A 26,743-nucleotide genomic window follows, 5' to 3' on the forward strand; every position below is an offset into this window, starting at 1 on the left:
CTACTGTACGGATGAGTAACCGTCCCCCCTTTTGAGCAGGCAGGGAGCCGTATCCCGATGTCCGAGCCGGAAGAGCGTCACGAGATCCCAGGGATCGACATTCACACCACCGCGGGCAAGCTCGCGGACCTCCAGCGACGCATCGAGGAAGCGACGCACGCCGGCTCCGCACGCGCCGTGGAAAAGCAGCACGCCAAGGGCAAGTTGACGGCCCGTGAGCGGATCGAGCTCCTGCTCGACGAGGACTCCTTCGTGGAGCTCGACGAGTTCGCCCGGCACCGCTCCACCAACTTCGGCCTGGACAAGAACCGCCCCTACGGCGACGGCGTGGTCACCGGTTACGGAACCGTCGAGGGCCGCCCCGTCGCCGTGTTCTCACAGGACTTCACCGTCTTCGGCGGCGCGCTCGGCGAGGTCTACGGCCAGAAGATCGTCAAGGTGATGGACTTCGCGCTGAAGACCGGCTGCCCGGTCATCGGCATCAACGACTCCGGCGGTGCCCGCATCCAGGAGGGCGTCGCCTCCCTCGGCGCGTACGGCGAGATCTTCCGCCGCAACACCCACGCGTCCGGTGTGATCCCGCAGATCAGCCTGGTCGTGGGTCCGTGTGCGGGCGGCGCGGTCTACTCGCCCGCGATCACCGACTTCACCGTCATGGTCGACCAGACCTCGCACATGTTCATCACCGGCCCGGACGTCATCAAGACGGTCACCGGCGAGGACGTCGGCATGGAGGAGCTGGGCGGCGCCCGCACCCACAACTCCGCCTCGGGTGTCGCGCATCACATGGCCGGCGACGAGAAGGACGCCATCGAGTACGTCAAGCAACTGCTGTCGTACCTGCCGTCCAACAACCTCAGCGAGGCCCCGGCCTTCCCGGAGGAGGCGGACCTCGCCGTCACCGACGAGGACCGCGAGCTGGACACGATCGTGCCGGACAGTGCGAACCAGCCGTACGACATGCACACGGTGATCGAGCACATCCTGGACGACGCCGAGTTCTTCGAGACGCAGCCGCTGTTCGCACCGAACATCCTCACCGGCTTCGGCCGGGTCGAGGGCAGCCCCGTCGGCATCGTCGCCAACCAGCCCATGCAGTACGCCGGCTGCCTCGACATCAAGGCCAGCGAGAAGGCCGCCCGCTTCGTGCGCACCTGCGACGCCTTCAACGTCCCGGTGATCACCTTCGTGGACGTCCCCGGCTTCCTGCCCGGCGTCGACCAGGAGCACGACGGCATCATCCGCCGCGGCGCCAAGCTGATCTACGCGTACGCGGAGGCCACGGTCCCGCTGATCACGGTGATCACGCGGAAGGCCTTCGGCGGCGCCTACGACGTCATGGGCTCCAAGCACCTCGGCGCGGACCTCAACCTGGCCTGGCCGACCGCCCAGATCGCCGTGATGGGCGCCCAGGGCGCGGTCAACATCCTGCACCGCCGCACCATCGCCGAGGCGGAGGCCGCCGGAGACCTGGAGGCGACCCGGGTCCGGCTCATCCAGGAGTACGAGGACGCCCTCCTCAACCCCTACATCGCGGCCGAGCGCGGCTACATCGACTCCGTGATCATGCCGTCCGACACCCGCCGGCACGTCGTGCGCGGCCTGCGTCAACTGCGCACCAAGCGGGAGTCCCTGCCCCCGAAGAAGCACGGCAACATCCCCCTCTAGGAGCCGCTCATGACGATCAAGGTCGTACGGGGCAACCCCACCCCCGAGGAGCTGGCCGCCGCTCTGGCGGTGGTCCGCGCCCGCGCCGCGGCGGCGGCGGAAGCCCCGCCCGGCGCGCCCACCCCACGGGACGCATGGTCGGACCCGTCCCGCATCGCGGCGCACCGGCTTCCGGAGCCGAGCCCGACCGCCTGGAGCCGCACCTACTGGCCGGGATAAAGGAAACGTGCCGAGGGGCGCGAACGGTGCCCCCACGCACCCTCGGCTACAGACAACGCGCGACGGCTTCGGCCATCACCGCGTACCCCGCGTCATCGGGGTGCAGGTGATCGCCGAAGTCGTACACCGGCCGCAGCCGGTCCGGATCCGCCGGATCGGCCAGGGCGCGCCGCAGATCCACCACCGCGTCGTACTCCCCCGCGCACCGGATCCACTCGTCGACCTCGTGGCTCACCTTGGCCGCGTGCTCGCCCCAATGGTCCGAGCCCGCGAACGGCAGCAGGGTGCAGCCGATCATCCGGAGCCCCCGCTCCTTCCCCTGCCGTATCAGCTCCCGGTGCCCGGCGACGAGTTCCGCCGCCTCCACCACCGGCGCCGGCCGGTACGTCGGCTGCTGGTCGGTCTCGCTGAACCCGATGTCGTTCAGCCCGATCAGCACGGCCAGCGTGTCCACCCCCGCGAGCTCCAGCGCATCGCGCCGCAGCCGGTGGACGCCCTTCTCCCCGTACCACGCGGAGTCGTTGAGCAGCAGGTTCCCGCCGATCCCGGCGTTCAGGACCGGTCGGCCCGTGAGCCCGGCCAGGGCGTCCGACCAGCGGCGGTCGGCGCCGGGCGTCGATCCGAAGCCGTCGGTGACCGAGTCGCCGAAGAGTGCGATGCCGTCGGTGCGGCCCGCGTCGACCTCGACGGCGGACAGGAAGTACCAGGACTCGCTCGTCGCGTCGAACCCGTCGCCGCCCGCGTCCGCGAGCAGGTCCCCCTCGCCCCGGTAGCTGGTCGTGAAGGCCTGGGCATGGAAGGTCGCGGGCCCGGTCGTGGTGTCGAAGTACAGGGTGACCGCCACCGACTCCCCGGTCGCCACGGCGAGTTCGGCGGCGTCACTGACGGCGTGTCCGCGCGCCGGAAGCGACACGTCGTACGCCCCGTGGAAGGTGAGCCGCGTCGGGGAGTCGACCGCGGCCTCGGCGACCGTACGGCCGACCGTGGCGCCGGCCACCCGCAGCGCCGACGTGCCGTACGCGTTCGAGAGCCGGATCCGGAGCCGGCCGCCGCCCGCGGTGAGCCGGACGACCTGACGGACGGACTGACGCCAGAAGCCCTCCCGGGACCAGTTGGGGGTGAAGCCCTCGGCGGGCAGCTGGGGTGACGCGGTCCAGGCAGCGGTGAACATGGCACCCTCTCCAAACGGGACTGAAGTTCCTTTAGATTAACGGAACAGTAGACCCCTTTGTCGAGGGGGACGGAAGTTGAGTACGCGTACTCAGGCGCCCTCCACGAAGCCCCCGCACGCTGGAAACCATGCTGTGGTCCGACCCCGACAACGAGCCGCCGAAGGAACTGCGCGACACGCAGGACATGCTTCGGCGGCTGGGTGTTCTCATCGCGCTGGCCATGGTGCTGGCGATGATCGTGCTCGGGGTGAGGTGAGAGGCGCTCCTGGAGCCCCTGGGCCGGCCGCCGATACCCTGGCCGCATGACTGATCAGCCGCGCCGCCGACTCGTCCTCGCCTCCCAGTCCCCCGCCCGGCTCGGCCTGTTGCGCCAGGCCGGACTCGACCCCGAGGTGATCGTGAGCGGCGTCGACGAGGACGCCGTCACCGCGCCGACCCCCGCCGAACTGGCGCTCGCCCTCGCCGAGGCCAAGGCGTCCGTGGTGGCGGCGAAGCCCGAGGTCAAGGGCGCCCTGGTGATCGGCTGCGACTCGGTGCTCGACCTGGACGGCGAGGCGCTCGGCAAGCCGGCCGACGCCGAGGAGGCCACCGCCCGCTGGAAGGCGATGCGCGGCCGGGCCGGCACGCTCCAGACAGGCCACTGCGTCCACGACACCGCCACCGGGCGCTACACCTCCGGCGTCGCCTCCACCGTCGTCCACTTCGGCGACCCGACCGACGAGGAGATCGCCTCCTACGTCGCCTCGGGCGAGCCCCTCTACGTCGCCGGGGCCTTCACCCTCGACGGCCGCTCGGCCCCGTTCATCGACGGCATCGACGGCGACCACGGCAACGTGATCGGCATCAGCCTGCCGCTCCTGCGACGACTGCTGGCCGAACTGGGCGTCGGCATCACCGAGTTGTGGACGCCCGGGGAGAAGTGACCGGGAGAGCCGGTTACGGGGTGCTGGGCGTGGGCGGAGGGCTGAGCGGCGAACCGTCGCCGCCCTTGGGGCCGTCCGGCGTCGCGTCGGCGGGCTCGGGCTCGGTCCGGCCCTGAACGTCGTACGTCATCAGCAGCAGCACGATGAGCGCGAGCACCAGCATCATGAAGAGGAACGCGTGCCAGCCCATCAGCCCCCACGCGAACGCGCCCAGCAACCCGTGCACCACGGCCGCGCTGATGAGCAGGACACGCCCGAGGCCGGCCGGCGGGCGGTCGCGCAGGCCGACCAGCAGCGCGACCAGGCCGCACATCACGAAGTAGAGACCGAAGAGGAAGCCGCTGACCTTCGACGACGTGGACATCACGTCCGGATCGAGGCCGGCCAGGGACATCTGCTGGTTGTCGACGACGGTCCCCAGGAGCCAGTTCAGCGCGACGACCCCGAGCGCCTCGACGAAGAGCACGACCGCCACGATCCACGCCACCGGTCTGCGCACCACCGGTCCCCACCCACTTCCGAGCTTTTCGAGTACCACTCGAGCAAGGCTGCTGTTACCCCAAGTACGTCCGGGACATCCTGAACGCTACTCACGGGTACACCCGCGGACAAGAGTTCCGCCACGGGCAAAGAATCATTGGGCCATTCGTAGGGACTCCACAAAGAAACCCTGTGGCCCGCAGCACGCTCTCATAGAGACCTTGACCACAAAGGAGGGCTAGGGTTTCGACAGAAGCCCTGCGTACCCAGGTGCGACAAGGGATTTCGCGGTCGAGCTGGCCTCGCATCACGCTCCGTGTGGGCAAGCTCACCAGTGGGGACGGGTCGAAGTGTCGTGTCGGCAGTCCCTAAACTCGGCTTGTTTCAAGGAGGGAGCCTCAATCGTGCGCAAGGTGCTCATCGCCAACCGTGGCGAAATCGCTGTCCGCGTGGCCCGGGCCTGCCGGGATGCCGGTATCGCGAGCGTGGCCGTCTACGCCGACCCGGACCGGGACGCTCTGCATGTCCGCGCCGCGGATGAGGCGTTCGCTCTGGGCGGTGACACTCCCGCGACCAGCTACCTCGACATCGAGAAGGTGTTGAACGCCGCGCGCGAGTCCGGCGCCGACGCCATCCATCCCGGCTACGGCTTCCTGTCGGAGAACGCCGAGTTCGCCCAGGCGGTCCTGGACGCGGGGCTGATCTGGATCGGCCCGCCGCCGCAGGCCATCCGCGACCTCGGCGACAAGGTGGCCGCCCGGCACATCGCCCAGCGCGCCGGCGCCCCGCTGGTCGCCGGCACGCCGGACCCGGTGAGCGGTGCCGAGGAGGTCGTCGCCTTCGCCCGGGAGCACGGCCTGCCCATCGCGATCAAGGCCGCCTTCGGTGGTGGCGGTCGCGGTCTGAAGGTCGCCCGCACCCTCGAAGAGGTCCCGGAGCTGTACGACTCGGCGGTCCGCGAGGCGGTCGCCGCGTTCGGCCGGGGCGAGTGCTTCGTCGAGCGCTACCTCGACAAGCCCCGGCACGTCGAGACCCAGTGCCTGGCCGACCAGCACGGCAACGTGGTCGTCGTCTCCACGCGTGACTGCTCCCTCCAGCGCCGCCACCAGAAACTGGTCGAGGAGGCTCCGGCACCCTTCCTCTCCGAGGCACAGGTCGCCGAGCTGTACTCCTCCTCCAAGGCCATCCTCAAGGAGGCCGGCTACGTCGGCGCCGGCACGGTGGAGTTCCTGGTCGGTGTCGACGGCACGATCTCCTTCCTGGAGGTCAACACCCGACTCCAGGTGGAGCACCCGGTCACCGAGGAGGTCGCCGGCATCGACCTCGTACGCGAGATGTTCCGCATCGCCGACGGCGAGGAACTCGGCTACGGCGACCCCGAGCTGCGCGGCCACTCCTTCGAGTTCCGCATCAACGGCGAGGACCCCGGCCGGGGCTTCCTCCCGGCCCCCGGCACCGTCACCACCTTCACCACGCCGTCCGGCCCGGGCGTCCGCCTGGACGCCGGCGTCGAGTCCGGCTCGGTCATCGGCCCGGCCTGGGACTCCCTGCTGGCCAAGCTGATCGTCACCGGCGCCACCCGCGAGCAGGCCCTGCAGCGGGCAGCGCGCGCCCTGGACGAGTTCCAGGTCGAGGGCATGGCCACCGCCATCCCGTTCCACCGCGCGGTGGTCAAGGACCCCGCGTTCGCCCCCGAGCTCACCGGCTCGGCCGACCCGTTCACGGTCCACACCCGCTGGATCGAGACCGAGTTCGTCAACGAGATCAAGCCCTTCGCCGCCCCCGCGGACACCGAGGCCGACGAGGAGGCGGGCCGCGAGACGGTCGTCGTCGAGGTCGGCGGCAAGCGCCTGGAGGTCTCCCTCCCGGTCTCGCTCGGCATGTCCCTGGCCCGCACCGGCCTCGCGGCGGGCGCCAAGCCCAAGCGCCGCGCGGCCAAGAAGTCCGGGCCGGCCGCCTCCGGCGACACCCTCGCCTCTCCGATGCAGGGCACGATCGTCAAGATCGCGGTCGAGGAGGGCCAGGTGGTCCAGGAGGGCGACCTGATCGTCGTCCTCGAAGCGATGAAGATGGAACAGCCGCTGAACGCGCACAAGGCCGGCACCATCAAGGGCCTGTCCGCCGACGTCGGCGCGTCCATCACGTCCGGCGCGGCGATCTGCGAGATCAAGGACTGACGGCCTTCCCCGTACGACACCCCGTACGACACCCGAGGCGCCCGGCGGACTGGAACGAACATTCCGCCGGGCGCCTCGTCTTTCCCGTCCCCCCGTGGGACCGCAATCGCTGCGCCGACGGCGACGGCCATCGTCACGGAGACGGGACAGTCACGGACACGCGATGGTCACGGGGAGCAGGCCGCGCAGGCGGGGACCGACCGGCCCCTCCGCAGGGCGACGCCGAGCAGGATCGCGCGATGGTGTGGGCGGCGACGAAGCAGGGGGCCGGCACGCCTTTGACCATGAGGTCGTAGGCGTGTGCGTGACACCCCCAGGCGCGTCCCGTCCCGCAACCCCGGCCGCGTGCGAAGTGACGGGCGGCAGGCGGCAGGCGGCAGGCGGCAGCAGAGCGTGCGAGCAGGCGTTGCCGCTCGGCCGGCCGGCTCGCGATGGCCGCGAGCCACGGCTGGGCGAAGCTCTCCAGGTCGCGTTCCGGCTCGGGGAGGTCGCTGCCGCCGCGGTCGAGCGCGTAGCCGGCCGCGACACCCGGCGACTCACTGAGCACCCCAAGCCCGCGACTCGGTCGCGTTCAGAAGGGACACCCGGCCGCTTCGCTGAGCACCCCGACCCCGCGACCCGGTCGCGTACAGGAGGGCCTCGAGAAGCTGCTGCGCTGCCCCGCGTCGACGGGCACCAGGGTCGTGGCCGCGGTCGGCGCCCGCCCTCGCGACTCCTGCGTGCGGGTGGCGTTCTCCCGGTTACGGGTCGGTCCCGGCACCCGCCCGTGCGTCCGCACCGGTGATGTCCGTGGGCACTGTGCCGACCGTCGTTGAGGCGACGGTACGGGGCCACCTTGTGCCGGGCGGTCCCCCGTCGGTGGGAAACCGGAACCCGTCAGCCCGTCGCGGGTCTCCTCGGACCCCCGCCTGTCAGCGGCGGCGGAGGTCCGCGACCCTCGCCCGTTCGGTGCCCGGGGTCTGTTCGCCCAGGGCCGTGGCGGAGCGCAGTCCTTGGCTGCCGGCCGGGACCTGGCCGCGGCGCGGGCCCGGCAGGGGCACGTCCCGGCGCTGTTGGCGGCGCGCCGGGACCTGATCACCCCCCGGGTGCTCCGACGCCCCGGTGATGGCGATCTGCACCCCTTGGTCGGCGAGGGCCTGGAGTTCGGTGGCCGCCCGGTCGTCGTGGCCTGGCGGTTCGTCCGTCACGAGGCGGGTGATGAGGTCCGTCGGCACGGTCTGGAACATGGTGTCGGTGCCGAGCTTGGTGTGGTCGGCGAGGACCACGACCTCGGCGGCGGCCTGCACCAGCGCCCGGTCGACGGACGCGGAGAGCATGTTGGACGTGGACAGCCCGCGCTCGGCGGTCAGTCCGCTCCCGGAGAGGAAGGCCCGCGACACCCTGAGCCCCTGGAGGGACTGTTCGGCACCGCTGCCGACGAGGGCGTAGTTCGAACCGCGGAGCGTCCCGCCGGTCATCACGACCTCCACGCGGTTGGCGTGGGCCAACGCCTGGGCCACCAACAGGGAGTTGGTGACGACGGTCAGCCCGGGCACGCGGGCGAGCCGGCGGGCCAGCTCCTGTGTGGTGGTTCCCGCCCCGACCACGATGGCTTCGCCTTCTTCGACGAAGCTCGCGGCGAGATCGGCGATGGCCGTCTTCTCGGCGGTCGCGAGATGGGATTTCTGCGGAAAGCCGGATTCTCGCGTGAACCCGCCCGGCAATACCGCACCGCCATGTCGGCGGTCGAGGAGTCCTTCTGCCTCCAGTGCGCGCACGTCCCGCCGTACGGTCACTTCGGAGGTCTGGACGACGCGGGCGAGCTCACGGAGCGACACGGCCCCGTTCGCTCGCACCATTTCGAGGATCAATTGGCGACGTTCTGCAGCGAACACGAAACTGACAGTAACCCCAACGACCGCCTGGTTTCAGCAGTTTGCGCCGAATTACAGAAGTTGTTCGCACACGGGGACGGCAGGTGGTATAGGGCCTAATTCCGGCGCACATGCCGCCCGCATGCGCGGCAACTCCCTGTGACCGGCGAGGAATCGCTTTCGGCCGTCAGCCTTCGTCGCCCGCCTTACGCGTGTGCAACTGCCGCGCGACCTCGGCGATCGACCCTGAAAGGGAGGGGTAGACGGTGAACGCGTTCGCGATCTGTTCGACCGTCAGATTGTTGTCGACGGCGATCGAAATCGGGTGGATCAGTTCCGAGGCGCGGGGCGCGACCACCACGCCACCGACGACGATGCCGGTGCCCGGGCGGCAGAAGATCTTGACGAAGCCGTCCCGGATGCCCTGCATCTTCGCGCGCGGATTGCGCAGCAGCGGCAGCTTCACGGCACGGGCGTCGATCTTGCCGGAGTCGACGTCGGACTGGCTGTAGCCGACGGTGGCGATCTCCGGGTCGGTGAACACGTTCGAGGAGACCGTCTTCAGGTTCAGCGGGGCCACGGCGTCGCCGAGGAAGTGGTACATGGCGATACGTCCCTGCATCGCCGCGACGGAGGCGAGGGCGAAGACACCGGTCACGTCACCGGCGGCGTACACGCCGGGGGCGGTGGTCCGGGAGACCTTGTCGGTCCAGATGTGCCCGGAGTCGCGGAGCTTGACCCCGGCCTCCTCCAGTCCCATGCCAGCGGAGTTCGGGATGGCGCCGACGGCCATGAGGCAGTGCGAGCCGGTGATGACCCGGCCGTCGGCGAGGGTGACCTCCACGCGGTCGCCGACCCGCTTGGCGGACTGGGCGCGGGAGCGGGCCAAAACGTTCATTCCACGGCGCCTGAAGACCTCTTCCAGAACGCCGGCGGCGTCGGAGTCCTCGCCGGGCAGGACCCGGTCGCGGGAGGAGACGAGGGTGACCTTGGAGCCGAGCGCCTGGTAGGCCCCGGCGAACTCGGCACCGGTGACACCGGAACCGACCACGATGAGCTCGTCGGGGAGCTCGTCGAGGTCGTAGACCTGGGTCCAGTTCAGGATGCGCTCGCCGTCGGGCTGGGCGTCCTCCAGCTCACGCGGGTGACCGCCGGTGGCGATGAGCACCGCGTCCGCGACGAGGGTCTCCTCGGTCCCGTCGACGGCACGCACCACGACCTTCCGCGAGCCGTCGAGGGCCTGCATGCCCTCGAGGCGCCCGCGCCCGCGCAGCACCCGGGCGCCGGCGCGGGTCACGGAGGCGGTGATGTCGTGCGACTGCGCGAGGGCGAGCCGCTTCACACGCCGGTTGACCTTGCCGAGGTCGACCCCCACCACCCGGGCGGCCTGCTCCATGGGCGGGGTGTCGTCGGCGACGATGATCCCCAGCTCTTCGTAGGACGAATCGAAGGTGGTCATCACCTCGGCCGTGGCGATAAGAGTCTTCGACGGGACGCAGTCGGTGAGCACCGACGCCCCGCCCAGGCCGTCGCAATCGACGACGGTCACCTCCGCGCCGAGCTGGGCGGCCACCAGGGCCGCCTCGTATCCGCCGGGTCCGCCGCCAATGATCACGATCCGAGTCACGTACTCCATTGTCCCGCACGCCGCGCCATGCCACCGCCCCGGGGGCGACAGGGAGGCCCATCCGTTACGTCAGTGACGGGAGAGACCCGCGAAACGGCTGCCGTACCCTCGACGCATGTCGCTCTACGCCGGGTACGCCGGCAACCTCGACGCGCGGCTGATGACCCGCCGCGCCCCGCACTCGCCGCTGCGCGCGACGGGCTGGCTGAACGGGTGGCGGCTGACCTTCGGCGGCGAACACATGGGCTGGGAGGGCGCGCTCGCCACGATCGTGGAGGCGCCGGGCGCGCAGGTCTTCGTCGCGCTGTACGACCTCGCGCCCATGGACGAGGACTCGATGGACCGCTGGGAGGGTGTCGGCCTCGACATCTACCGCCGGATGCGCGTGCGCGTACACACCCTGGAGGGCCAGGAACCGGCCTGGGTGTACGTCCTCAACGGCTACGAGGGCGGCCTGCCCTCGGCCCGCTACCTGGGCGAGGTCGCGGACGCGGCGGAGTCGGCGGGCGCGCCGCACGACTATGTGATGGAGCTCCGCAAGCACCCCTGCTGAGGCCGCCGGGGCGCTCGCCCGTCGGCCCGGGGAGCGCCTTTCTCGTTGGAAACGACAAGACAACGATCCCCATCCCGTGAGCTCTGTCATCTACGCGCGTAGGCCCTGACCGGCTACCCTCATCGGCGTGAACGCATCTCTCCTTCCGGACGACATCCAGGGCGCCACCCCTCATGATCCGAGGGTCGCCGCCGACGCCGCCGCCGCGCGCCTGCGCGAACTGACCGGCGCCGAGACCCACGACGTCGCCCTTGTGATGGGCTCCGGCTGGGCGCCGGCCGTGAACGCCCTCGGCACCCCCGACGCCGAGCTGCAGGTCACCGAGCTGCCCGGTTTCCCGCCGCCGGCGGTGGAGGGCCACGGCGGCACCGTCCGCTCGTACAAGATCGGTGCGAAGCGGGCCCTGGTCTTTCTGGGCCGCACCCACTACTACGAGGGCCGCGGAGTCGCCGCCGTCGCGCACGGCGTCCGTACCGCCGTCGCCGCCGGCTGCAAGACGATCGTCCTCACCAACGGCTGCGGCGGTCTGCGCGCGGGCATGCGCCCCGGCCAGCCGGTCCTCATCAGCGACCACATCAACCTGACGGCCACCTCCCCCATCATCGGCGCCAACTTCGTCGACCTCACCGACCTGTACTCCCCCCGCCTGCGCGCCCTGTGCAAGGAGATCGACCCCACGCTGGAGGAGGGCGTCTACGCCCAGTTCCCCGGCCCGCACTACGAGACGCCGGCGGAGATCCGCATGGCCCGCGTCATCGGGGCGGACCTGGTGGGCATGTCGACCGTGCTGGAGGCCATCGCGGCGCGCGAGGCGGGCGCGGAGGTGCTGGGCATCTCCCTGGTGACGAACCTCGCCGCCGGCATGACGGGCGAGCCGCTGAACCACGAGGAGGTCCTCCAGGCGGGCCGCGACTCGGCGACGCGGATGGGCTCCCTGCTGGCACAGGTACTGGGCCGCCTGTAGAGACCGCACCAGAGGGCTCCGCCCACCCACACCCCGATCAGCCCGTCCGGCATTTGAGGACAAGACCCGTTCAGGGCGACCGGGGGTCCGGGGCGCAGCCCCCGGGGACAGGACGGGAAGGGCTCCACCCACACCCCGATCAGCCCGTCCGGCATTTGAGGACAAGACCCGTTCAGGGCCGACCGGGGGTCCGGGGCGCAGCCCCCGGGGACAGGACGGGTAGGGGCGGCGGGGGCGAGAAACCCGTCCCGCAAACCCCCCGGCCACCTACGAACCGAAACGAGAGGTCGACCCAAGTGCACGCCGATGTCATCGCACAGGCCAAGGCATGGCTGGCCGAGGACCCCGACGCGGAGACCCGTGAGGAACTCGCCGAACTGATCGACGCCAAGGACGTCACCGAGCTCGCCGAACGGTTCAGCGGCACCCTCCAGTTCGGTACGGCGGGCCTGAGGGGCGAGCTCGGCGCCGGGCCCATGCGGATGAACCGGTCCGTGGTCATCCGCGCCGCCGCCGGCCTCGCCGCGTACCTCAAGGCGAACGGCCAGGACGGCGGACTCGTCGTCATCGGCTACGACGCCCGCCACAAGTCGGCCGACTTCGCCCGGGACACGGCCGCCGTGATGTTGGGAGCGGGCCTGCGCGCGGCCGTCCTGCCTCGCCCCCTGCCCACCCCCGTCCTGGCGTACGCCATAAGGCACCTAGGCGCGGTCGCCGGCGTGGAGGTCACCGCCAGCCACAACCCGCCCCGCGACAACGGCTACAAGGTCTACCTCGGCGACGGCTCCCAGATCGTGCCCCCGGCGGACGCCGAGATCGCGGCCCAGATCGACGCCATCCCGTCCCTCACCACCGTCTTCCGCCCCACCACCGGCTGGGAGACCCTCGACGACGCCGTCCTCGACGCCTACCTCGCCCGCACGGACGCCGTCCTCGCCCCCGGCTCCCCCCGTACGGCCCGCACGGTGTACACGGCGATGCACGGCGTCGGCAAGGAAACCCTCCTCGCCGCCTTCGCCCGCGCGGGCTTCCCTCGGCCCGTCCTCGTCGCCGAACAGGCCGACCCCCACCCCGACTTTCCGACCGTGGCCTTCCCCAACCCGGAAGAGCCCGGCGCGATGGACCTCGCCTTCGCGAAGGCCCGCGAGACCGACCCCGACCTGATCATCGCCAACGACCCGGACGCCGACCGCTGCGCGGTGGCCGTGAAGGACGACGGCGACTGGCGGATGCTCAGCGGCGACGAGGTCGGCGCCCTCCTCGCCACCCACCTGGTGGCCCGAGGAGCCCGCGGCACCTTCGCCGAGTCGATCGTGTCCTCCTCCCTCCTCGGCCGTATCGCCGAGAAGGCCAACCTGCCGTACGAGGAGACCCTCACCGGCTTCAAGTGGATCGCCCGTGTCGAGGGCCTGCGCTTCGGTTACGAGGAGGCCCTCGGCTACTGCGTCGACCCGGACGGCGTACGCGACAAGGACGGCATCACGGCCGCCCTCCTGATCACGGAACTCGCGTCGACGCTGAAGGAGGAGAACCGCAGCCTCCTCGACCTCCTCGACGACATCGCCGTCGAGCACGGCCTGCACGCCACCGGTCAGCTCGCGGTCCGCGTCGAGGACCTGTCGGTCATCGCCGACGCGATGCGGCGCCTGCGCGAACAGCCCCCGACCCGCCTCGCCGGCCTGCCGGTCACGAGGGCCGAGGACCTCAGCCAAGGCACGGACACGCTTCCACCCACCGACGGCCTGCGCTACACGCTCGACGGCGCCCGGGTCATCGTCCGCCCCAGCGGCACCGAGCCGAAGCTGAAGTGCTACCTGGAGGTCGTCGTCCCGGTCGCCGCGCACGCCGATCTCCCGGCGGCCCGCAGGAGGGCGACGGAACTGCTGGCGACGATCAAGCGGGACCTGTCGACGGCGGCCGGCATCTGATCCGTACGCGACAGATCCAGGCCCGGGGACGGGGTGCCCCCGAGACAACTCGGAGGCACCCCATCGGGTGATTTCCCCAGGCAGGCTGACGCGGGCTCCAGGTCCCGCCCCACCCCGCGGGCAACGGTGGACCGGTAGCACCCCGCCGAGCCTGCCTGGAGCCGCCGCCGTGTCCTCGACCGCCTTCCGGCCGACACCCCGAGCGACCACCGAGACCACCCCGGCGGCAACCGTGCCCCCCGCGGCCACCGGCCGGCCGGTCCGTCGCGATCAGGATCGCCACCAGCACCGCCCCGGCCATCGCCGGACCCACGCATCCGCCCCTACCCCGCGGTCGTCCCGACAGCGGCCCGGACAGGCTCGCCGTACACCGGGGCGTACACGGTGCCGGTCTGGCGCGGCGCGCCGTGACCGTCGGCGCCGGCCCGCGGCCGCCTCACCCCGCTCACCCCTGACCCTCCACCCGTCCCGCGCATCCGCCCCTACCCCTCGGTCGTCCCGACAGCTGCCCGGACAGGCTCGCCGTACACCGGGGCGTACACGGTGCCGGTATGGCGCGGCGCACCGTGAGCGACGGCGACGGCCCGCGGCCGCCTCACCCCGCTCACCCCTGACCCTCAACCCGTCCCGCGCATCCGCCCCTACCCCACGGTCGTCCCGACAGCAGCCCTGACAGGCTCGCCGTACACCGGGGCGTACACGGTGCCGGTATGGCGCGGCGCGCCGTGACCGTCGGCGACGGCCCGCGGCCGCCTCCCCCCGTCGCGATCAGGATCGCCACCAGCACCGCCCCGGCCATCGCCGGACCCACGCATCCGCCCCTACCCCACGGTCGTCCCGACAGCCGCCCGGACAGGCTCGCCGTACTCCGGGGCGTACACGGTGCCGGTCTGGCGCGGCGCGCCGTGACCGTCGGCGACGGCCCGCGGCCGCCTCACCCCGTCGCGATCAGGATCGCCAGCAGCACCGCCCCGGTCACCGCCGGTCCCATGACCTCGTAGGCCCACCGCACGGTCACCTCGCCCTGCGCCGCCTCCGACTTCGCCTGGGCCTTCAGCAGCTCCCGCAGCTCGTCCATGATCCGGTCGTTCTGGGCGCGCACCGGCCCGTCCGGCACCGCGGTCCGGCCCCCGGCCCGCATCCCCCCGGCCCCGGACAGCCCGCCGAACGCGCCGCCCCGCCCGGCCCCGTCCGCACCGCGCCGCTCCTCACGCCGAGCCGCCTTCTTCCGCCCCCGCAGCGACACGGGCACGGCCCACAGCTGGAACTTCCTGCCGGAGGCGACGGCCTCGTTCGAGTAGCTGGAGCGCAGCGCCTCGATCTGCCCCCACGGCAGCACGATCACGCGGAAGGGGTTGCGGATGCGCAGCCGTTCCTCGTTCGCGAACACGGCGGGGCGCAGTGAGAAGGCCACGACCAGCGGCACCACGAGGATCAGCGCGGCGAGTGCCAGCCACGGTGTGCGGTCCTCGCCGGTGACGATCGCGTCGATGCCGAGCCAGCCGGTGATGCCGAGCAGCAGGAAACCGCCGGCCATGCCCGCGGGCGACCGGTAGATCCGGTCCGGCGACGGGGGAACCGAGGGCTGCGGCGCTGGTGACTGGGGCTCCGGGGTCGTCATGGTCCCGATTCTGCCCGAAGCCCCCGGCGACGCCGGAACGTGGTGCCGCCGTACCGGACGCCCAGCGGATGAGCACCTGATATGTCCGTCGGGGTGTACAGCCGCTACGCGCGTAGATATGCTCGGCTTGTGACCATGCCCACCACTGCATCCGCTGCACACGCTCTCGCCGACGTGACCGCGTCCGACAGCACGCTGCGCCGCTTCCTCCACGGGTTGCCCGGCGTGGACGCGGTCGGCCTGGAGGCGCGCGCCGCCTCGCTCGGCACCCGTTCCATCAAGACGACCGCGAAGGCGTACGCCATCGACCTCGCCATCTCGATGGTCGACCTGACGACGCTGGAAGGCGCGGACACCCCGGGCAAGGTCCGGGCGCTCGGCGCCAAGGCGGTCCGCCCCGACCCGACCGACCGTACGGCCCCCGCGACCGCGGCCGTCTGCGTCTACCCGGACATGGTGGCCACCGCCAAGGAGGCCGTCGCCGGCTCCTCGGTGAAGGTCGCCTCGGTCGCCACCGCCTTCCCGGCGGGCCGCGCCGCGCTCTCCGTGAAGCTGGCGGACGTCCGCGAGGCGGTCGCCGCGGGCGCCGACGAGATCGACATGGTCATCGACCGCGGGGCGTTCCTCGCGGGCAACTACACCAAGGTGTTCGACGAGATCGTCGCCGTGAAGGAGGCCTGCGCGGGCGCCGCCCGCCTCAAGGTCATCTTCGAGACGGGCGAGCTGTCGACGTACGACAACATCCGCCGCGCCAGCTGGCTCGGCATGCTCGCCGGAGCCGACTTCATCAAGACGTCCACCGGCAAGGTCGCCGTCAACGCGACGCCCGCGAACACCCTCCTCATGCTGGAGGCGGTCCGCGACTTCCGCGCCCAGACCGGGGTACAGGTCGGCGTGAAGCCGGCCGGCGGGATCCGCACGAGCAAGGACGCGATCAAGTTTCTCGTTCTGGTGAACGAGACCGCGGGCGAGGATTGGCTGGACAACCACTGGTTCCGCTTCGGCGCCTCCTCGCTCCTGAACGACCTGCTGATGCAGCGTCAGAAGCTGGCCACCGGCCGTTACTCCGGCCCCGACTACGTGACGGTGGACTGATCACCATGGCATCCGCATTCGAGTACGCACCCGCACCGGAGTCCCGCTCCGTCGTCGACATCGCGCCCTCCTACGGCCTGTTCATCGACGGCGAGTTCACCGAGGCCGCCGACGGCAAGGTCTTCAAGACGGTCTCCCCGTCGACCGAGGAGGTCCTCTCCGAGATCGCCCAGGCGGGCTCCGAGGACGTCGACCGCGCGGTGCGGGCCGCCCGCAAGGCCTTCGCGAAGTGGTCGGCGCTGCCGGGCTCCGAGCGCGCGAAGTACCTCTTCCGCATCGCCCGCATCATCCAGGAGCGCAGCCGCGAACTGGCCGTCCTGGAGACGCTGGACAACGGCAAGCCGATCAAGGAGACGAGGGACGCCGACCTGCCCCTGGTCGCCGCGCACTTCTTCTACTACGCGGGCTGGGCCGACAAGCTCGACCACGCGGGCTTCGGCGCGAACCCGCGCCCGCTCGGCGTGGCCGGCCAGGTCATCCCGTGGAACTTCCCGCTCCTGATGCTGGCGTGGAAGATCGCCCCGGCGCTGGCGACCGGCAACACGGTCGTCCTGAAGCCGGCCGAGACGACCCCGCTCAGCGCGCTGTTCTTCGCGGACATCTGCCGCCAGGCGGGCCTGCCCCGGGGTGTCGTCAACATCCTCCCGGGATACGGCGACACGGGCGCGGCCCTCGTCGAACACCCCGACGTGAACAAGGTGGCCTTCACCGGTTCCACGGCGGTCGGCAGGGCGATCGCCCGCCAGGTGGCGGGCACGAGGAAGAAGGTCACCCTCGAACTCGGCGGCAAGGGCGCCAACATCGTCTTCGACGACGCCCCGATCGACCAGGCCGTCGAGGGCATCGTGAGCGGCATCTTCTTCAACCAGGGCCAGGTGTGCTGCGCGGGCTCCCGGCTGCTGGTCCAGGAGTCGATCCAGGACGAGCTGCTGGACTCCCTGAAGCGCAGGCTCTCCACCCTCCGCCTCGGCGACCCGCTGGACAAGAACACGGACATCGGCGCGATCAACTCCGCCGAGCAGCTCTCCCGCATCACCACGCTCGTCGAGGCGGGCGAGGCGGAGGGCGCCGAGCGCTGGTCCGCGGCCTGCGAACTGCCCTCGTCCGGCTACTGGTTCGCCCCGACGCTCTTCACGAACGTCACCCAGGCGCACGCCATCGCCCGCGACGAGATCTTCGGCCCGGTGCTGTCGGTCCTCAGCTTCCGCACCCCGGACGAGGCCGTCGCCAAGGCCAACAACAGTCAGTACGGCCTGTCGGCGGGCATCTGGACGGAGAAGGGCTCCCGCATCCTGGCGGTGGCGAACAAGCTCCGCGCGGGCGTCGTCTGGTCCAACACGTTCAACAAGTTCGACCCGACCTCGCCGTTCGGCGGCTACAAGGAGTCGGGCTTCGGCCGCGAGGGCGGTCGTCACGGCCTGGAGGCGTACCTCGATGTCTGAGAAGTCCGAGAAGGCGGAGAAGGCGGAGAGGACCGAGCGGCTGTCGGTCTTCAAGACCTACAAGCTGTACGTCGGCGGGAAGTTCCCGCGTTCCGAGAGCGGCCGGGTGTACGAGGTGACGACGAAGACATCAGACGCTGACGCGGCGGGGAAGGGCAGGTGGCTGGCCAACGCGCCGCTCGCCTCCCGCAAGGACGCCCGTGACGCGGTCGTGGCCGCCCGCAAGGCGTTCGGCGGCTGGTCCGGGGCGACCGCGTACAACCGCGGCCAGATCCTCTACCGCGTCGCGGAGATGCTGGAGGGCCGCAGGAGCCAGTTCGTCCACGAGGTCGCCGACGCCGAGGGCCTGTCGAAGTCCAAGGCCGCCGAGCAGGTGGACGCCACGATCGACCGCTGGGTCTGGTACGCGGGCTGGACCGACAAGATCGCTCAGGTGGTCGGCGGCGCCAACCCGGTGGCGGGCCCGTACTTCAACCTCTCCTCCCCCGAGCCGACGGGCGTGGTCGTGGTCCTCGCCCCTCAGGAGTCGTCCTTCCTGGGCCTGGTCTCGGTCCTCGCCCCGGTGATCGCGACCGGCAACACGGCGATCGTGATCGCGAGCGAGAAGTCCCCGCTCCCGGCCCTGTCCCTGGGCGAGGTCCTCGCCACCTCCGACCTGCCCGGCGGGGTCGTGAACATCCTCTCCGGCCGTACGGCGGAGATCGCGGCGCCTCTCGCGGCACACCAGGACGTCAACGCGATCGATCTGGCCGGCGCCGGCACCGACGATGGCCTGGCGAAGGAACTGGAGATCGCGGCGGCGGACAACCTGAAGCGCGTCCTTCGTCCACAGCCTGTGGACAACTGGTCGGCCACCCCCGGCATCGACCGCATGACGGCGTTCCTGGAGACGAAGACGGTCTGGCACCCGACGGGTTCGCTGGGCGCGTCCGGCTCCGCGTACTGACAGCCGCCGAAGACCGGAGAGCCGCGCCTCCCCTCCGTCCAGGGGCAGGCGCGGCTCTCTGCCGTGCTCAGCCGTCGCCCAGCAGCCCCGCGTCCTGCCCGACCACCGGCATGCTCCCGATCGACTGCGCCTGCGCGACCGGCCCGGTCAGCGCCTGCGAGGTCAGCGGCTTGAAGTCGGCCGGCTGGGTGCCGACGCCGTTGTCGAGGGGGTCGACTCCGGTGCCGGCGAGCGGGTTGGGCTTGAGGCCGGCGACCGGGCCGGTGACATAGCCGACGGTGCCGGTGAGGGCCTGCACCCCGGCCTGCGGGTCGACGTTGCCCAGCGAGGCGGGGCGGGGGCGCGTCACGTCGGCGACCGGCTCGGTGGCAGCGGCGGCCGTCGCCGCGCCTGCTCCCAGGGCCGCGCCCGCGGTCGCGAGGGCGACCAGGGCGTGCGGGGCGGTCGGGTTCTGGGAGGACGCGTGTCGGACCATCGTTTCTGCCACCTTCTGCTTGCTTCGATCTGCACAGGGTAATGAGGTCGACACGAAGGGTAGTTGACGTGTGACGCGCGCTTCAAAGCCGACCCACGGGGTCGTAGGGGGGCCGCCGGATGCCTCACACTGGTGTCCCGTGAGCTCCCAACCACCCATACCGACGCGAGTCGTGCTGCTCTGCGGCCCTTCCGGCTCCGGCAAGTCCCTCCTCGCCGCCCGTTCCGGCCTGCCGGTCCTGCGGCTGGACGACTTCTACAAGGAGGGCGACGACCCGACGCTGCCGCTGGTGGCGGGGAGCTCCGACATCGACTGGGACCACCCGGACTCGTGGGACGCGGACACCGCGATCGCCGCGATCGTGGACCTGTGCCGCACGGGCCGGACAAAGATCCCCGTCTACGACATCTCGCTGAGCGCCCGCACCGGCGAGGAGTCGGTCGAGGTGGGCCGCACCCCGCTGTTCATCGCGGAGGGCATCTTCGCCGCCGAGATCGTCACCCGCTGCCGGGACCTCGGCGTCCTCGCCGACGCCCTGTGCCTGAGCCGGGGCCCGCTGCGGACCTTCCGCCGCCGCTTCCTGCGCGACCTGCGGGAAGGCCGTAAGTCCGTGCCCTTCCTCCTGCGTCGCGGCTGGCGCCTGATGCGCTCCGAACGCTCCATCGTGGCCCGCCAGACGGCGCTCGGCGCTCACGCCTGCGACAAGGACGAGGCCCTGGGCCGCCTGGCCGCGGCTGCGGCGGGCCGCCGCCCGGCCGCGACGTCGGCCTCGAAGAGCTGACCGCGGCCGCCTGACCGCCGTACGGGCCGGCCGCCGCACGGGCTGCCGCCGTACACGCGAAAACGGGACTGGACGGGCCCCCCGGCCCTCCAGTCCCGCTCCCTTGGTGCTCCCCCGTGCTTTCCCCCCAAGGCCCCCGTGGCCCCCTGCGGTTCCCGTGACCCCGTGATCCCCCGTGGGCCCCTCCCCGGTTACCGCTCCCCCGTTACTTGCTTCCCCCCGACCTTCAGGCGACGAGCTCCCCGAAGGCGCTTTCCTCGTCACGGCCGAAGCTGAGGACGTCGTCCTCGCGCAGCCGGCGGAGTGACCGCCAGATGCTGGACTTCACCGTGCCGACACTGATGTCGAGGATCTCGGCGATCTCCGGGTCCGTGCGGCCCTCGTAGTAACGAAGGACCAGCATGGTGCGCTGGAGTTCCGGCAGCCGGGCGAGCGCCTGCCACAGGACCGCGCGCAGTTCCGTGCCGCGCATCGCGTCCGTGTCGCCGGGCGTCTCCGGCAGTTCCTCGGTCGGGTACTCGTTCAGCTTGCGGCGGCGCCACGCGCTGATGTGCAGGTTGGTCATGGTGCGGCGGAGGTAGCCCCCGACCGCGGCCTTGTCACTGATCCGGTCCCACGCCCGGTACGTCGAGAACAGCGCGCTCTGCAGCAGGTCCTCGGCCTCGAAGCGATCGCCGGTGAGGTGATAGGCGGTTGCGTACAGGGAGGCGCGGCGCTCCTGGACGTAGGCGGTGAACTCCGCCTCCGACAGCGAACGACGCTCCCCCGTGTCCTCCCTGTACGCGCTTCCCCCGTGTGCTTCCCCCGTGAAACCGTCAACCACCGTCATGTATCCGGTGTGCTGACGCCCGGTGCCGCGAGCGCACCCCCGCCCGCTCACGGCACCGGACTTCTCGGAACCCCGGCCCCCGTTCACGTCGTGCAGACGCGTGATCACTGCGCTCGTGCTGTTGCCGTGCAGCGTGTTCATCTCGCGCCCCCCGTCGTGGACTTCCGGTGTTTCGCCTTGCTTCCTTGCCTGTGCCGAGAAGCTTGCCCGGACCACTTCATGGCCGTGTCCGCCGACTGTCACAGACCTGTCACAGGCCCCCCTCGGATGCCGCTCACGGGCGTGGCACAGTCCCCACACAGACAAGAGCGTTACCGGCGCGTAGAAATACAGGTTCGGGCCGGAGAAATACAGGTGTCGCAGCCCCGGCCCACCATGGGTCAGAATGACCCCCGTGCCTTCCCTGTTGCTGATCGAGGACGACGACGCCATCCGTACGGCCCTGGAGCTGTCTCTGACGCGCCAGGGACACCGGGTTGCCACCGCTGCCACTGGCGAGGACGGCCTGCAGCTGCTGCGCGAGCAGCGGCCCGATCTGATCGTGCTGGACGTGATGCTGCCCGGCATCGACGGGTTCGAGGTGTGCCGGCGCATCCGGCGCACGGACCAGTTGCCGATCATTCTGCTGACCGCGCGCAGCGACGACATCGACGTGGTGGTCGGACTGGAGTCCGGTGCCGACGACTATGTCGTCAAGCCCGTGCAGGGGCGCGTCCTCGACGCCCGGATCCGGGCCGTGCTGCGGCGCGGCGAGCGGGAGGCCAACGACGCGGCCACGTTCGGGTCCCTGGTCATCGACCGCGCGGCCATGACCGTGACCAAGAACGGCGAGGACCTCCAGCTCACCCCGACCGAGCTCAGGCTGCTGCTCGAACTGAGCCGCCGGCCCGGGCAGGCCCTGTCGCGGCAGCAGTTGCTGCGCCTGGTGTGGGAGCACGACTATCTCGGCGACTCGCGGCTGGTGGACGCCTGTGTGCAGCGGCTGCGCGCCAAGGTGGAGGACGTGCCCTCGTCCCCGACGCTGATCCGTACCGTGCGTGGCGTGGGTTATCGGCTGGACACTCCTCAGTGACCGAAGCGCAAGGGGGGGTCCGCGGCTGGGCCGCGGCCCGCAAGGGAACCTGGACACGGCTGCGGTTCACCAGCCTGCGCCTGCGGCTGGTCGTCGTGTTCGGTCTGGTGGCGCTGACCGCCGCCGTGTCCGCGTCCGGCATCGCCTACTGGCTCAACCGGGAGGCCGTCCTCACGCGTACCCAGGACGCCGTGCTGCGCGACTTCGAGCAGGAGATGCAGAACCGCGCGGGCTCGCTGACCCGGACCCCCACCCAGGACGAACTGCAGCACACGGCGGGGCAGATGGCGAACAGCAGCCAGCGCTTCAGCGTGCTGCTGGTCGCCCAGGACGAGAGCGGCGCGACGGTGTACGGCAACTCCGGCGCGCTGGACGGCTTCTCGCTCCAGGACGTGCCCGCCTCCCTGCGCGAGGCGGTGAACAGGGAGCAGAAGGTCACCTCGACCAACAAGTACGCGTACCACCTGTACTGGCAGCGGATAGTCAGCGACGGCACCCCCTACCTGGTGGCCGGTACGAAGGTGATCGGCGGCGGGCCGACCGGCTACATGCTCAAGTCGCTGGAGCCGGAGGCCAAGGACCTCAACTCCCTCGCCTGGTCGCTCGGGATCGCCACCGGCCTGGCGCTGATCGGCTCCGCGCTGCTCGCGCAGGCCGCCGCCACGACCGTCCTGAAGCCGGTGCACCGGCTCGGGGTCGCCGCCCGGCGGCTCGGGGAGGGGAAGCTGGACACGCGGCTGCGGGTGTCCGGTACCGACGAACTCGCCGACCTGTCACGGACGTTCAACAACGCGGCCGCGGCGCTGGAGAAACGCGTGGACGACATGGCGGCGCGGGAGGACGCGTCCCGGCGGTTCGTGGCGGACATGTCGCACGAGCTGCGGACGCCGCTGACCGCCATCACCGCCGTCACGGAGGTGCTGGAGGAGGAGCTGGAGTCGGGCGGCATCGATCCCATGGTCGATCCGGCGGTACGGCTCGTGGTCAGCGAGACGCGGCGGCTCAACGACCTCGTCGAGAACCTCATGGAGGTCACCCGGTTCGACGCCGGTACCGCCCGGCTGGTCGTCGACGACGTGGACGTCGTCGACCAGATCACCGCCTGCATCGACGCGCGGGCCTGGCTGGACGCGGTGGAGCTGGACGCCGAGCGCGGTATCCACGCCCGTCTCGACCCGCGCCGCCTGGACGTGATCCTGGCGAACCTCGTCGGCAACGCGCTCAAGCACGGCGGGTCGCCGGTGCGGGTCGCCGTGCGGGCGGCCGACGAGGAGGTCGTCATCGAGGTGCGGGACCACGGACCGGGCATCCCCGAGGACGTCCTGCCGCACGTCTTCGACCGGTTCTACAAGGCCAGCGCCTCCCGGCCGCGCTCCGAGGGCAGCGGCCTGGGCCTGTCCATCGCCCTGGAGAACGCCCACATCCACGGCGGCGAGATCACGGCCGCCAACTCCGCCGAGGGCGGCGCGGTGTTCACGCTGCGGCTGCCGCGGGACTCGTACCCGCTCACGGAGGAAGCCGACGAAGGTGAGAAGGGCCCGGAGGACGCCTGATGAACGTACGACGTCTGCTGGCGCTCCCCGCGCTCGCCCTGCTCCTCGCCGGATGCGGCATCCGGGCCACCGAGGTGCCGACCGACTTCGGCCCCGCGCCCTCCCGGGTGCGCTGCTCCCTGTCCGAGCCGGACGTCTCCACGCAGGCCTCGCGCGGGCTGCCGGTGCAGGTGTTCCTGCTGTGCGGTTCGTCACTGGTGGCCGTCGACCGGACCGTGCGCGTGCCGGACGGCACTGCCGACTCCACGCGGCGGGTGCTGGTCGCGCAGGGGCTGCTGGACGAACTCGCCGCGACGCCGTCGGCCGCGGAGAAGGAGGCCGGGTACACCACCGACGTGCGCGGCGGCATGACGGTGAGCGGACCGCGCGCCGGGGATCCCGAGGACGCCCTGCGTCTGAGCACCCCGCCGGGCGACCTGACCTCCTACTCCCTCGCCCAGCTCGTCTGCACCTTCTCCGACTCGGCGGCCGCGGAGGGCGACGGCTCCGTCATCCTCGGCGGGCCCGACAGCGCACCTCTGCGCCGCTACGAGTGCACCGACGAGGTCCGCTCCCGTCCGGGCAGCAAGGAGCCGCCGTCGGGCGAGGTGACGGGCGGCTGACGTACGGGTGTGGCGCAAGCCTCATGCACGTACCCCTGGGTGTCCCGGAACCGTTCGTGCCGGAGGCCGCGTCTAGGGGGGCGTGCAGCGTCAAGGCTCCATCGGCGGCAGTGCCGCGATTCGCATCCGTGTGACGGGAGGTGTCCTCCTCGTCGCACACCTCGTGTTCGTCGCCTGGTTCACGCTGCGTCCACTGGACGTCCCCTGGGTGATGCCACCCAACCTGCATCCGCTGGCCGGCATCCGGGCGGATGCGGCGCTCGGCTGGCAGGAGGGCGTCCGGCGCATCGCCGAGGGGCTCGCGCTGCTGGCCCCGCTGGGCGTGCTGCTGCCGATGGCGCACGGCAGGCTCACGGTCTCTCCGCTCGCCTCCCTGCTCCGGACGATGGCGGCCGGCGCCCTGATCTCGCTGGGCATCGAACTGCTCCAGACCGCGGTGCCCGGACAGGTCGTGGACATCGACTCGCTGCTCCTGAACACGGCGGGCGTCGCCCTCACCCACGCGGCGCTCGTGCCCGCGGCCCGCGCCTGGCTGCGCCGCAGGACCGAGCGGGTCGGGAGCCGCCCCGTCCGCCAGGAGGACGCTCCTCAGGGTCGGACCCCGACGATTCCCAGGGTCGGGATCGCACCGTAGAGCGATGCTTTGCCCTCTTCGTCTCCGTACCGTGGTTGTCAGATGAGGCGAACAACAAGGTCGCCTCCGACAGACGCTCACGAAGGAGCCGACATGTCCCGCCTCGCCCGCCCCACCAACGGCCGCATGATCGGCGGAGTGTGTGCCGCGCTGGCGCAGCGCTTCGGCACCTCCGCCACCACGATGCGCGTGATCTTCGTCGTCTCGTGCCTGCTGCCCGGCCCGCAGTTCCTGCTCTACATCGCGCTGTGGATCCTGTTCCCGTCCGAGGACAAGGCCGCGCGCACGGCCTGGTAGTCGCGTAAGCGCGTACGCCGGTGGGGCGCACCCCGTGTCCAAGGGTGCGCCCCACCGGCGCGTTCGGAGGCGGTGCGGATCAGCCGAGCGGGATCCCGTTCACCGGCAGGCCCTGCGCGGGCAGGCCGGCGCCACCGACCGGCAGCCCGCCGAGCAGACCGGCGACCGGCGCGGTCGAGCCCTCGGAGAGCACCTTCTGCGCGACCGGCTGCACGGCCGCCGGGCTCGTGGTGAGCGCCGGCTGCGCCTGGGACAGCGCCTCACCGGCCCCCGGCAGGGACTCGGTGACGCCCTCCGCCGGCAGCGTCTGGGTGACGCCGCCCAGCGCCTGGGTGGCGTCCGGGACGGCCGGGGCGGCGTTCGCGGCGCCCGCACCGGCGGCGGCGAAGGCGGCACCGAGAGCGGCGACACCGAGGGTCTTGGCAGCAGACTGCTTCATTAAAACGCGTCCTTGAATGGGATGACGGTGATGTGAGCGGTCCCCGACCGTAAACACGCCGCGCCACCCGCCGCAAACAACGAAATGCGGACGGATCGTGAAAGCCCGTCCGCATTCCGGGTCAGCGAATTTCCCGTCTCAGCCCTCCGCACCCACAGAACCGCTGGTGGAGGCGGTCTGCTGGAACAGCCATTCGGACTTCAGCTCGGCATATCCGGGCTTGACCACGTCATTGATCATCGCGAGCCGTTCATCGAATGGAATGAACGCTGATTTCATCGCATTGACGGAGAACCACTGCAGGTCTTCGAGTGTGTAACCGAACGCCTCGACAAGGTGCTCGAATTCCCGGGTCATGCTGGTGCCGGACATCAGGCGGTTGTCCGTGTTCACGGTCGCCCGGAAGTGCAGCCGGCGCAGCAGCCCGATGGGGTGCTCGGCGTACGAGGCCGCGGCCCCGGTCTGGAGGTTGGAGCTGGGGCACAGCTCCAGCGGGATCCGCTTGTCCCGTACGTAGGAGGCGAGCCGCCCGAGCTGGACCGAGCCGTCCTCGTGGACCTGGATGTCGTCGATGATGCGCACGCCGTGGCCGAGCCGGTCGGCGCCGCACCACTGCAGGGCCTGCCAGATGGACGGCAGTCCGAAGGCCTCCCCGGCGTGGATGGTGAAGTGGTTGTTCTCGCGCTTGAGGTACTCGAACGCGTCGAGGTGCCGGGTGGGCGGGAACCCGGCCTCGGCGCCGGCGATGTCGAAGCCGACCACGCCCAGGTCGCGGTACCGGTTGGCGAGTTCGGCGATCTCCAGGGCACGGGCGGCGTGCCGCATGGCGGTGAGCAGGGCGCCGACGCGGATGCGGTGGCCGTTGGCACGGGCCCGGCGTTCGCCTTCCCGGAAGCCCTCGTTGACGGCCTCGACGACCTCTTCGAGGCTCAGGCCGGCGGACAGGTGCTGTTCGGGGGCGTATCGCACCTCCGCGTAGACGACTCCGTCCTCGGCGAGGTCCTCGGCGCACTCGGCGGCGACCCGGACGAGCGCGTCCCGGGTCTGCATCACGCCGACGGTGTGCGAGAAGGTCTCCAAGTACCGCTCCAGGGAACCGGAGTCGGCGGCCTCGCGGAACCAGATGCCGAGCTTTTCGGGGTCGGTCTCCGGGAGGTGGGTATACCCGGTCTCCCGGGCGAGGTCGACGATCGTGCCGGGGCGCAGCCCGCCGTCGAGATGGTCGTGCAGCAGAACCTTGGGCGCCCGGCGGATCTGGTCCGAGCTCGGGGTGGTTCCCTTCGGGGCAGTCTGGCTCGTCATTTCCGCACTCTAACGCCTACGCGCGTAGATGGCGCGCTGTACGAAATCGTCGATACGTAACGGTGACCGCACGTACTAGTGGCGTACACCC

The 26,743-nt window shown here is 71.2% G+C and carries 26 protein-coding genes; 17 read left to right on the forward strand and 9 right to left on the reverse strand.

The features are described from left to right. Positions 1–57 precede the first annotated feature (57 nt). Entirely contained in the window at positions 58–1,668 is a 1,611-nt protein-coding gene (locus ACWBNA_RS29010) for an acyl-CoA carboxylase subunit beta (protein ID WP_482707466.1), read from the forward strand. Between the two features lie 9 nt (positions 1,669–1,677). After that, positions 1,678–1,887, forward strand: coding sequence for an acyl-CoA carboxylase epsilon subunit (locus ACWBNA_RS29015; RefSeq protein WP_482707467.1), 210 nt, complete (start codon positions 1,678–1,680; stop codon positions 1,885–1,887). A gap of 46 nt (positions 1,888–1,933) precedes the next feature. Here ACWBNA_RS29015 and ACWBNA_RS29020 read toward each other — a convergent pair whose 3' ends face one another. Continuing rightward, the gene (locus tag ACWBNA_RS29020) at positions 1,934–3,058 is read right to left on the reverse strand and encodes an SGNH/GDSL hydrolase family protein (RefSeq protein ID WP_482707468.1); all 1,125 of its coding nucleotides are present in this window, start codon (positions 3,056–3,058) and stop codon (positions 1,934–1,936) included. Positions 3,059–3,186: 128 nt separating this feature from the next. Here ACWBNA_RS29020 and mmpB point away from each other — a divergent pair, with 128 nt between their 5' ends. Both mmpB and ACWBNA_RS29030 read left to right on the forward strand, forming a co-directional pair. Next, a complete protein-coding gene (gene mmpB / locus ACWBNA_RS29025; protein ID WP_383857808.1) occupies positions 3,187–3,315 on the forward strand; it encodes a morphogenic membrane protein MmpB in 129 nt (42 codons plus the stop codon). Positions 3,316–3,361: 46 nt separating this feature from the next. After that, positions 3,362–3,982, forward strand: a complete 621-nt coding sequence (locus ACWBNA_RS29030) for a Maf family protein (RefSeq protein WP_482707469.1) — start codon at positions 3,362–3,364, stop codon at positions 3,980–3,982. A gap of 13 nt (positions 3,983–3,995) precedes the next feature. Here the strand turns inward: ACWBNA_RS29030 and ACWBNA_RS29035 are convergent, their stop codons facing one another. Then, positions 3,996–4,484, reverse strand: a complete 489-nt coding sequence (locus ACWBNA_RS29035) for a hypothetical protein (RefSeq protein ID WP_482707470.1) — start codon at positions 4,482–4,484, stop codon at positions 3,996–3,998. 382 nt (positions 4,485–4,866) lie between these two features. Between ACWBNA_RS29035 and ACWBNA_RS29040 the strand changes: the two genes are divergently transcribed. Next, positions 4,867–6,639, forward strand: a complete 1,773-nt coding sequence (locus ACWBNA_RS29040; RefSeq protein ID WP_482707471.1) for an acetyl/propionyl/methylcrotonyl-CoA carboxylase subunit alpha — start codon at positions 4,867–4,869, stop codon at positions 6,637–6,639. A gap of 911 nt (positions 6,640–7,550) precedes the next feature. Here the strand turns inward: ACWBNA_RS29040 and ACWBNA_RS29045 are convergent. After that, the gene (locus ACWBNA_RS29045) at positions 7,551–8,513 is read right to left on the reverse strand and encodes a DeoR/GlpR family DNA-binding transcription regulator (protein WP_482707472.1); all 963 of its coding nucleotides are present in this window, start codon (positions 8,511–8,513) and stop codon (positions 7,551–7,553) included. A gap of 166 nt (positions 8,514–8,679) precedes the next feature. Beyond that, entirely contained in the window at positions 8,680–10,170 is a 1,491-nt protein-coding gene (locus ACWBNA_RS29050; RefSeq protein WP_482707518.1) for an NAD(P)H-quinone dehydrogenase, read from the reverse strand. A gap of 64 nt (positions 10,171–10,234) precedes the next feature. Here ACWBNA_RS29050 and ACWBNA_RS29055 point away from each other — a divergent pair, with 64 nt between their 5' ends. The 3 genes from ACWBNA_RS29055 (at position 10,235) to ACWBNA_RS29065 (ending at position 13,564) form a co-directional block, all read left to right on the forward strand. Beyond that, on the forward strand, positions 10,235–10,672 hold the full coding sequence (locus tag ACWBNA_RS29055) for a gamma-glutamylcyclotransferase family protein (protein ID WP_482707473.1): 438 nt from the start codon (positions 10,235–10,237) through the stop codon (positions 10,670–10,672). Positions 10,673–10,799: 127 nt separating this feature from the next. Then, positions 10,800–11,636 (forward strand): purine-nucleoside phosphorylase, encoded by an 837-nt coding sequence (locus tag ACWBNA_RS29060; RefSeq protein ID WP_482707474.1) that lies wholly within the window; start codon positions 10,800–10,802, stop codon positions 11,634–11,636. A 296-nt stretch (positions 11,637–11,932) separates the two neighbouring features. Beyond that, positions 11,933–13,564: a phospho-sugar mutase gene (locus ACWBNA_RS29065; protein ID WP_482707475.1), complete on the forward strand. Its 1,632-nt coding sequence runs from the start codon at positions 11,933–11,935 to the stop codon at positions 13,562–13,564. Between the two features lie 934 nt (positions 13,565–14,498). Here ACWBNA_RS29065 and ACWBNA_RS29070 read toward each other — a convergent pair. Next, positions 14,499–15,185, reverse strand: coding sequence for a PH domain-containing protein (locus ACWBNA_RS29070; protein WP_482707476.1), 687 nt, complete (start codon positions 15,183–15,185; stop codon positions 14,499–14,501). 135 nt (positions 15,186–15,320) lie between these two features. Between ACWBNA_RS29070 and deoC the strand changes: the two genes are divergently transcribed. From deoC to ACWBNA_RS29085, 3 genes are read left to right on the forward strand one after another with little or no spacing between them, the layout of a single operon-like run. Beyond that, entirely contained in the window at positions 15,321–16,280 is a 960-nt protein-coding gene (gene deoC, locus ACWBNA_RS29075; RefSeq protein WP_482707477.1) for a deoxyribose-phosphate aldolase, read from the forward strand. Positions 16,281–16,285: 5 nt separating this feature from the next. After that, positions 16,286–17,722, forward strand: coding sequence for an aldehyde dehydrogenase family protein (locus tag ACWBNA_RS29080; protein ID WP_482707478.1), 1,437 nt, complete (start codon positions 16,286–16,288; stop codon positions 17,720–17,722). After that, the gene (locus ACWBNA_RS29085) at positions 17,715–18,668 is read left to right on the forward strand and encodes an aldehyde dehydrogenase family protein (protein WP_482707479.1); all 954 of its coding nucleotides are present in this window, start codon (positions 17,715–17,717) and stop codon (positions 18,666–18,668) included. The genes ACWBNA_RS29080 and ACWBNA_RS29085 overlap by 8 nt, the downstream gene beginning before the upstream one ends. A 67-nt stretch (positions 18,669–18,735) precedes the next feature. Here ACWBNA_RS29085 and ACWBNA_RS29090 read toward each other — a convergent pair whose 3' ends face one another. After that, on the reverse strand, positions 18,736–19,143 hold the full coding sequence (locus tag ACWBNA_RS29090) for a hypothetical protein (RefSeq protein ID WP_482707480.1): 408 nt from the start codon (positions 19,141–19,143) through the stop codon (positions 18,736–18,738). 70 nt (positions 19,144–19,213) lie between these two features. On the opposite strand from ACWBNA_RS29090, the gene ACWBNA_RS29095 reads away from it, so the two are divergent. Beyond that, complete coding sequence (locus tag ACWBNA_RS29095) at positions 19,214–19,924, forward strand: uridine kinase family protein (protein ID WP_482707481.1); 711 nt, start codon at positions 19,214–19,216, stop codon at positions 19,922–19,924. 226 nt (positions 19,925–20,150) lie between these two features. Here the strand turns inward: ACWBNA_RS29095 and ACWBNA_RS29100 are convergent, their stop codons facing one another. After that, positions 20,151–20,894: a SigE family RNA polymerase sigma factor gene (locus ACWBNA_RS29100; protein ID WP_482707482.1), complete on the reverse strand. Its 744-nt coding sequence runs from the start codon at positions 20,892–20,894 to the stop codon at positions 20,151–20,153. A gap of 253 nt (positions 20,895–21,147) precedes the next feature. Between ACWBNA_RS29100 and afsQ1 the strand changes: the two genes are divergently transcribed. From afsQ1 to ACWBNA_RS29125, 5 genes are all read left to right on the forward strand, one after another. Continuing rightward, positions 21,148–21,825 carry a two-component system response regulator AfsQ1 gene (gene afsQ1 / locus ACWBNA_RS29105; RefSeq protein WP_383871526.1) on the forward strand — a complete coding sequence of 226 codons (678 nt, stop codon included), beginning with the start codon at positions 21,148–21,150 and terminating at the stop codon, positions 21,823–21,825. After that, entirely contained in the window at positions 21,822–23,378 is a 1,557-nt protein-coding gene (locus ACWBNA_RS29110; RefSeq protein WP_482707483.1) for an ATP-binding protein, read from the forward strand. Before afsQ1 ends, ACWBNA_RS29110 begins: the two co-directional genes overlap by 4 nt. Next, entirely contained in the window at positions 23,378–23,980 is a 603-nt protein-coding gene (locus ACWBNA_RS29115; RefSeq protein WP_482707484.1) for a hypothetical protein, read from the forward strand. Before ACWBNA_RS29110 ends, ACWBNA_RS29115 begins: the two co-directional genes overlap by 1 nt. An 82-nt stretch (positions 23,981–24,062) precedes the next feature. After that, positions 24,063–24,614, forward strand: coding sequence for a VanZ family protein (locus ACWBNA_RS29120; RefSeq protein WP_482707485.1), 552 nt, complete (start codon positions 24,063–24,065; stop codon positions 24,612–24,614). Positions 24,615–24,707: 93 nt separating this feature from the next. Then, positions 24,708–24,911 carry a PspC domain-containing protein gene (locus ACWBNA_RS29125; RefSeq protein ID WP_482707486.1) on the forward strand — a complete coding sequence of 68 codons (204 nt, stop codon included), beginning with the start codon at positions 24,708–24,710 and terminating at the stop codon, positions 24,909–24,911. Positions 24,912–24,990: 79 nt separating this feature from the next. Here the strand turns inward: ACWBNA_RS29125 and ACWBNA_RS29130 are convergent, their stop codons facing one another. Together ACWBNA_RS29130 and ACWBNA_RS29135 are read right to left on the reverse strand one after the other, a co-directional pair. Next, positions 24,991–25,350, reverse strand: a complete 360-nt coding sequence (locus tag ACWBNA_RS29130) for an ATP-binding protein (RefSeq protein WP_482707487.1) — start codon at positions 25,348–25,350, stop codon at positions 24,991–24,993. A gap of 138 nt (positions 25,351–25,488) precedes the next feature. Then, entirely contained in the window at positions 25,489–26,652 is a 1,164-nt protein-coding gene (locus ACWBNA_RS29135; protein WP_482707488.1) for an adenosine deaminase, read from the reverse strand. Between the last annotated feature and the right edge of the window lie 91 nt (positions 26,653–26,743).

This window comes from Streptomyces sp. Q2, assembly GCF_056820935.1.

Excerpts from the sequence above, each read along its gene's own strand:
- ACWBNA_RS29010 (WP_482707466.1), top strand. The coding sequence starts at position 58 with ATGTCCGAGCCGGAAGAGCGTCACGAGATCCCAGGGATCGACATTCAC.
- ACWBNA_RS29015 (WP_482707467.1), top strand. The coding sequence starts at position 1,678 with ATGACGATCAAGGTCGTACGGGGCAACCCCACCCCCGAGGAGCTGGCC.
- ACWBNA_RS29020 (WP_482707468.1), bottom strand. The coding sequence starts at position 3,058 with ATGTTCACCGCTGCCTGGACCGCGTCACCCCAGCTGCCCGCCGAGGGC.
- mmpB (WP_383857808.1), top strand. The coding sequence starts at position 3,187 with ATGCTGTGGTCCGACCCCGACAACGAGCCGCCGAAGGAACTGCGCGAC.
- ACWBNA_RS29030 (WP_482707469.1), top strand. The coding sequence starts at position 3,362 with ATGACTGATCAGCCGCGCCGCCGACTCGTCCTCGCCTCCCAGTCCCCC.
- ACWBNA_RS29055 (WP_482707473.1), top strand. The coding sequence starts at position 10,235 with ATGTCGCTCTACGCCGGGTACGCCGGCAACCTCGACGCGCGGCTGATG.
- ACWBNA_RS29070 (WP_482707476.1), bottom strand. The coding sequence starts at position 15,185 with ATGACGACCCCGGAGCCCCAGTCACCAGCGCCGCAGCCCTCGGTTCCC.
- deoC (WP_482707477.1), top strand. The coding sequence starts at position 15,321 with ATGCCCACCACTGCATCCGCTGCACACGCTCTCGCCGACGTGACCGCG.
- ACWBNA_RS29080 (WP_482707478.1), top strand. The coding sequence starts at position 16,286 with ATGGCATCCGCATTCGAGTACGCACCCGCACCGGAGTCCCGCTCCGTC.
- ACWBNA_RS29085 (WP_482707479.1), top strand. The coding sequence starts at position 17,715 with ATGTCTGAGAAGTCCGAGAAGGCGGAGAAGGCGGAGAGGACCGAGCGG.
- ACWBNA_RS29090 (WP_482707480.1), bottom strand. The coding sequence starts at position 19,143 with ATGGTCCGACACGCGTCCTCCCAGAACCCGACCGCCCCGCACGCCCTG.
- ACWBNA_RS29100 (WP_482707482.1), bottom strand. The coding sequence starts at position 20,894 with ATGAACACGCTGCACGGCAACAGCACGAGCGCAGTGATCACGCGTCTG.
- ACWBNA_RS29115 (WP_482707484.1), top strand. The coding sequence starts at position 23,378 with ATGAACGTACGACGTCTGCTGGCGCTCCCCGCGCTCGCCCTGCTCCTC.
- ACWBNA_RS29125 (WP_482707486.1), top strand. The coding sequence starts at position 24,708 with ATGTCCCGCCTCGCCCGCCCCACCAACGGCCGCATGATCGGCGGAGTG.
- ACWBNA_RS29130 (WP_482707487.1), bottom strand. The coding sequence starts at position 25,350 with ATGAAGCAGTCTGCTGCCAAGACCCTCGGTGTCGCCGCTCTCGGTGCC.
- ACWBNA_RS29135 (WP_482707488.1), bottom strand. The coding sequence starts at position 26,652 with ATGACGAGCCAGACTGCCCCGAAGGGAACCACCCCGAGCTCGGACCAG.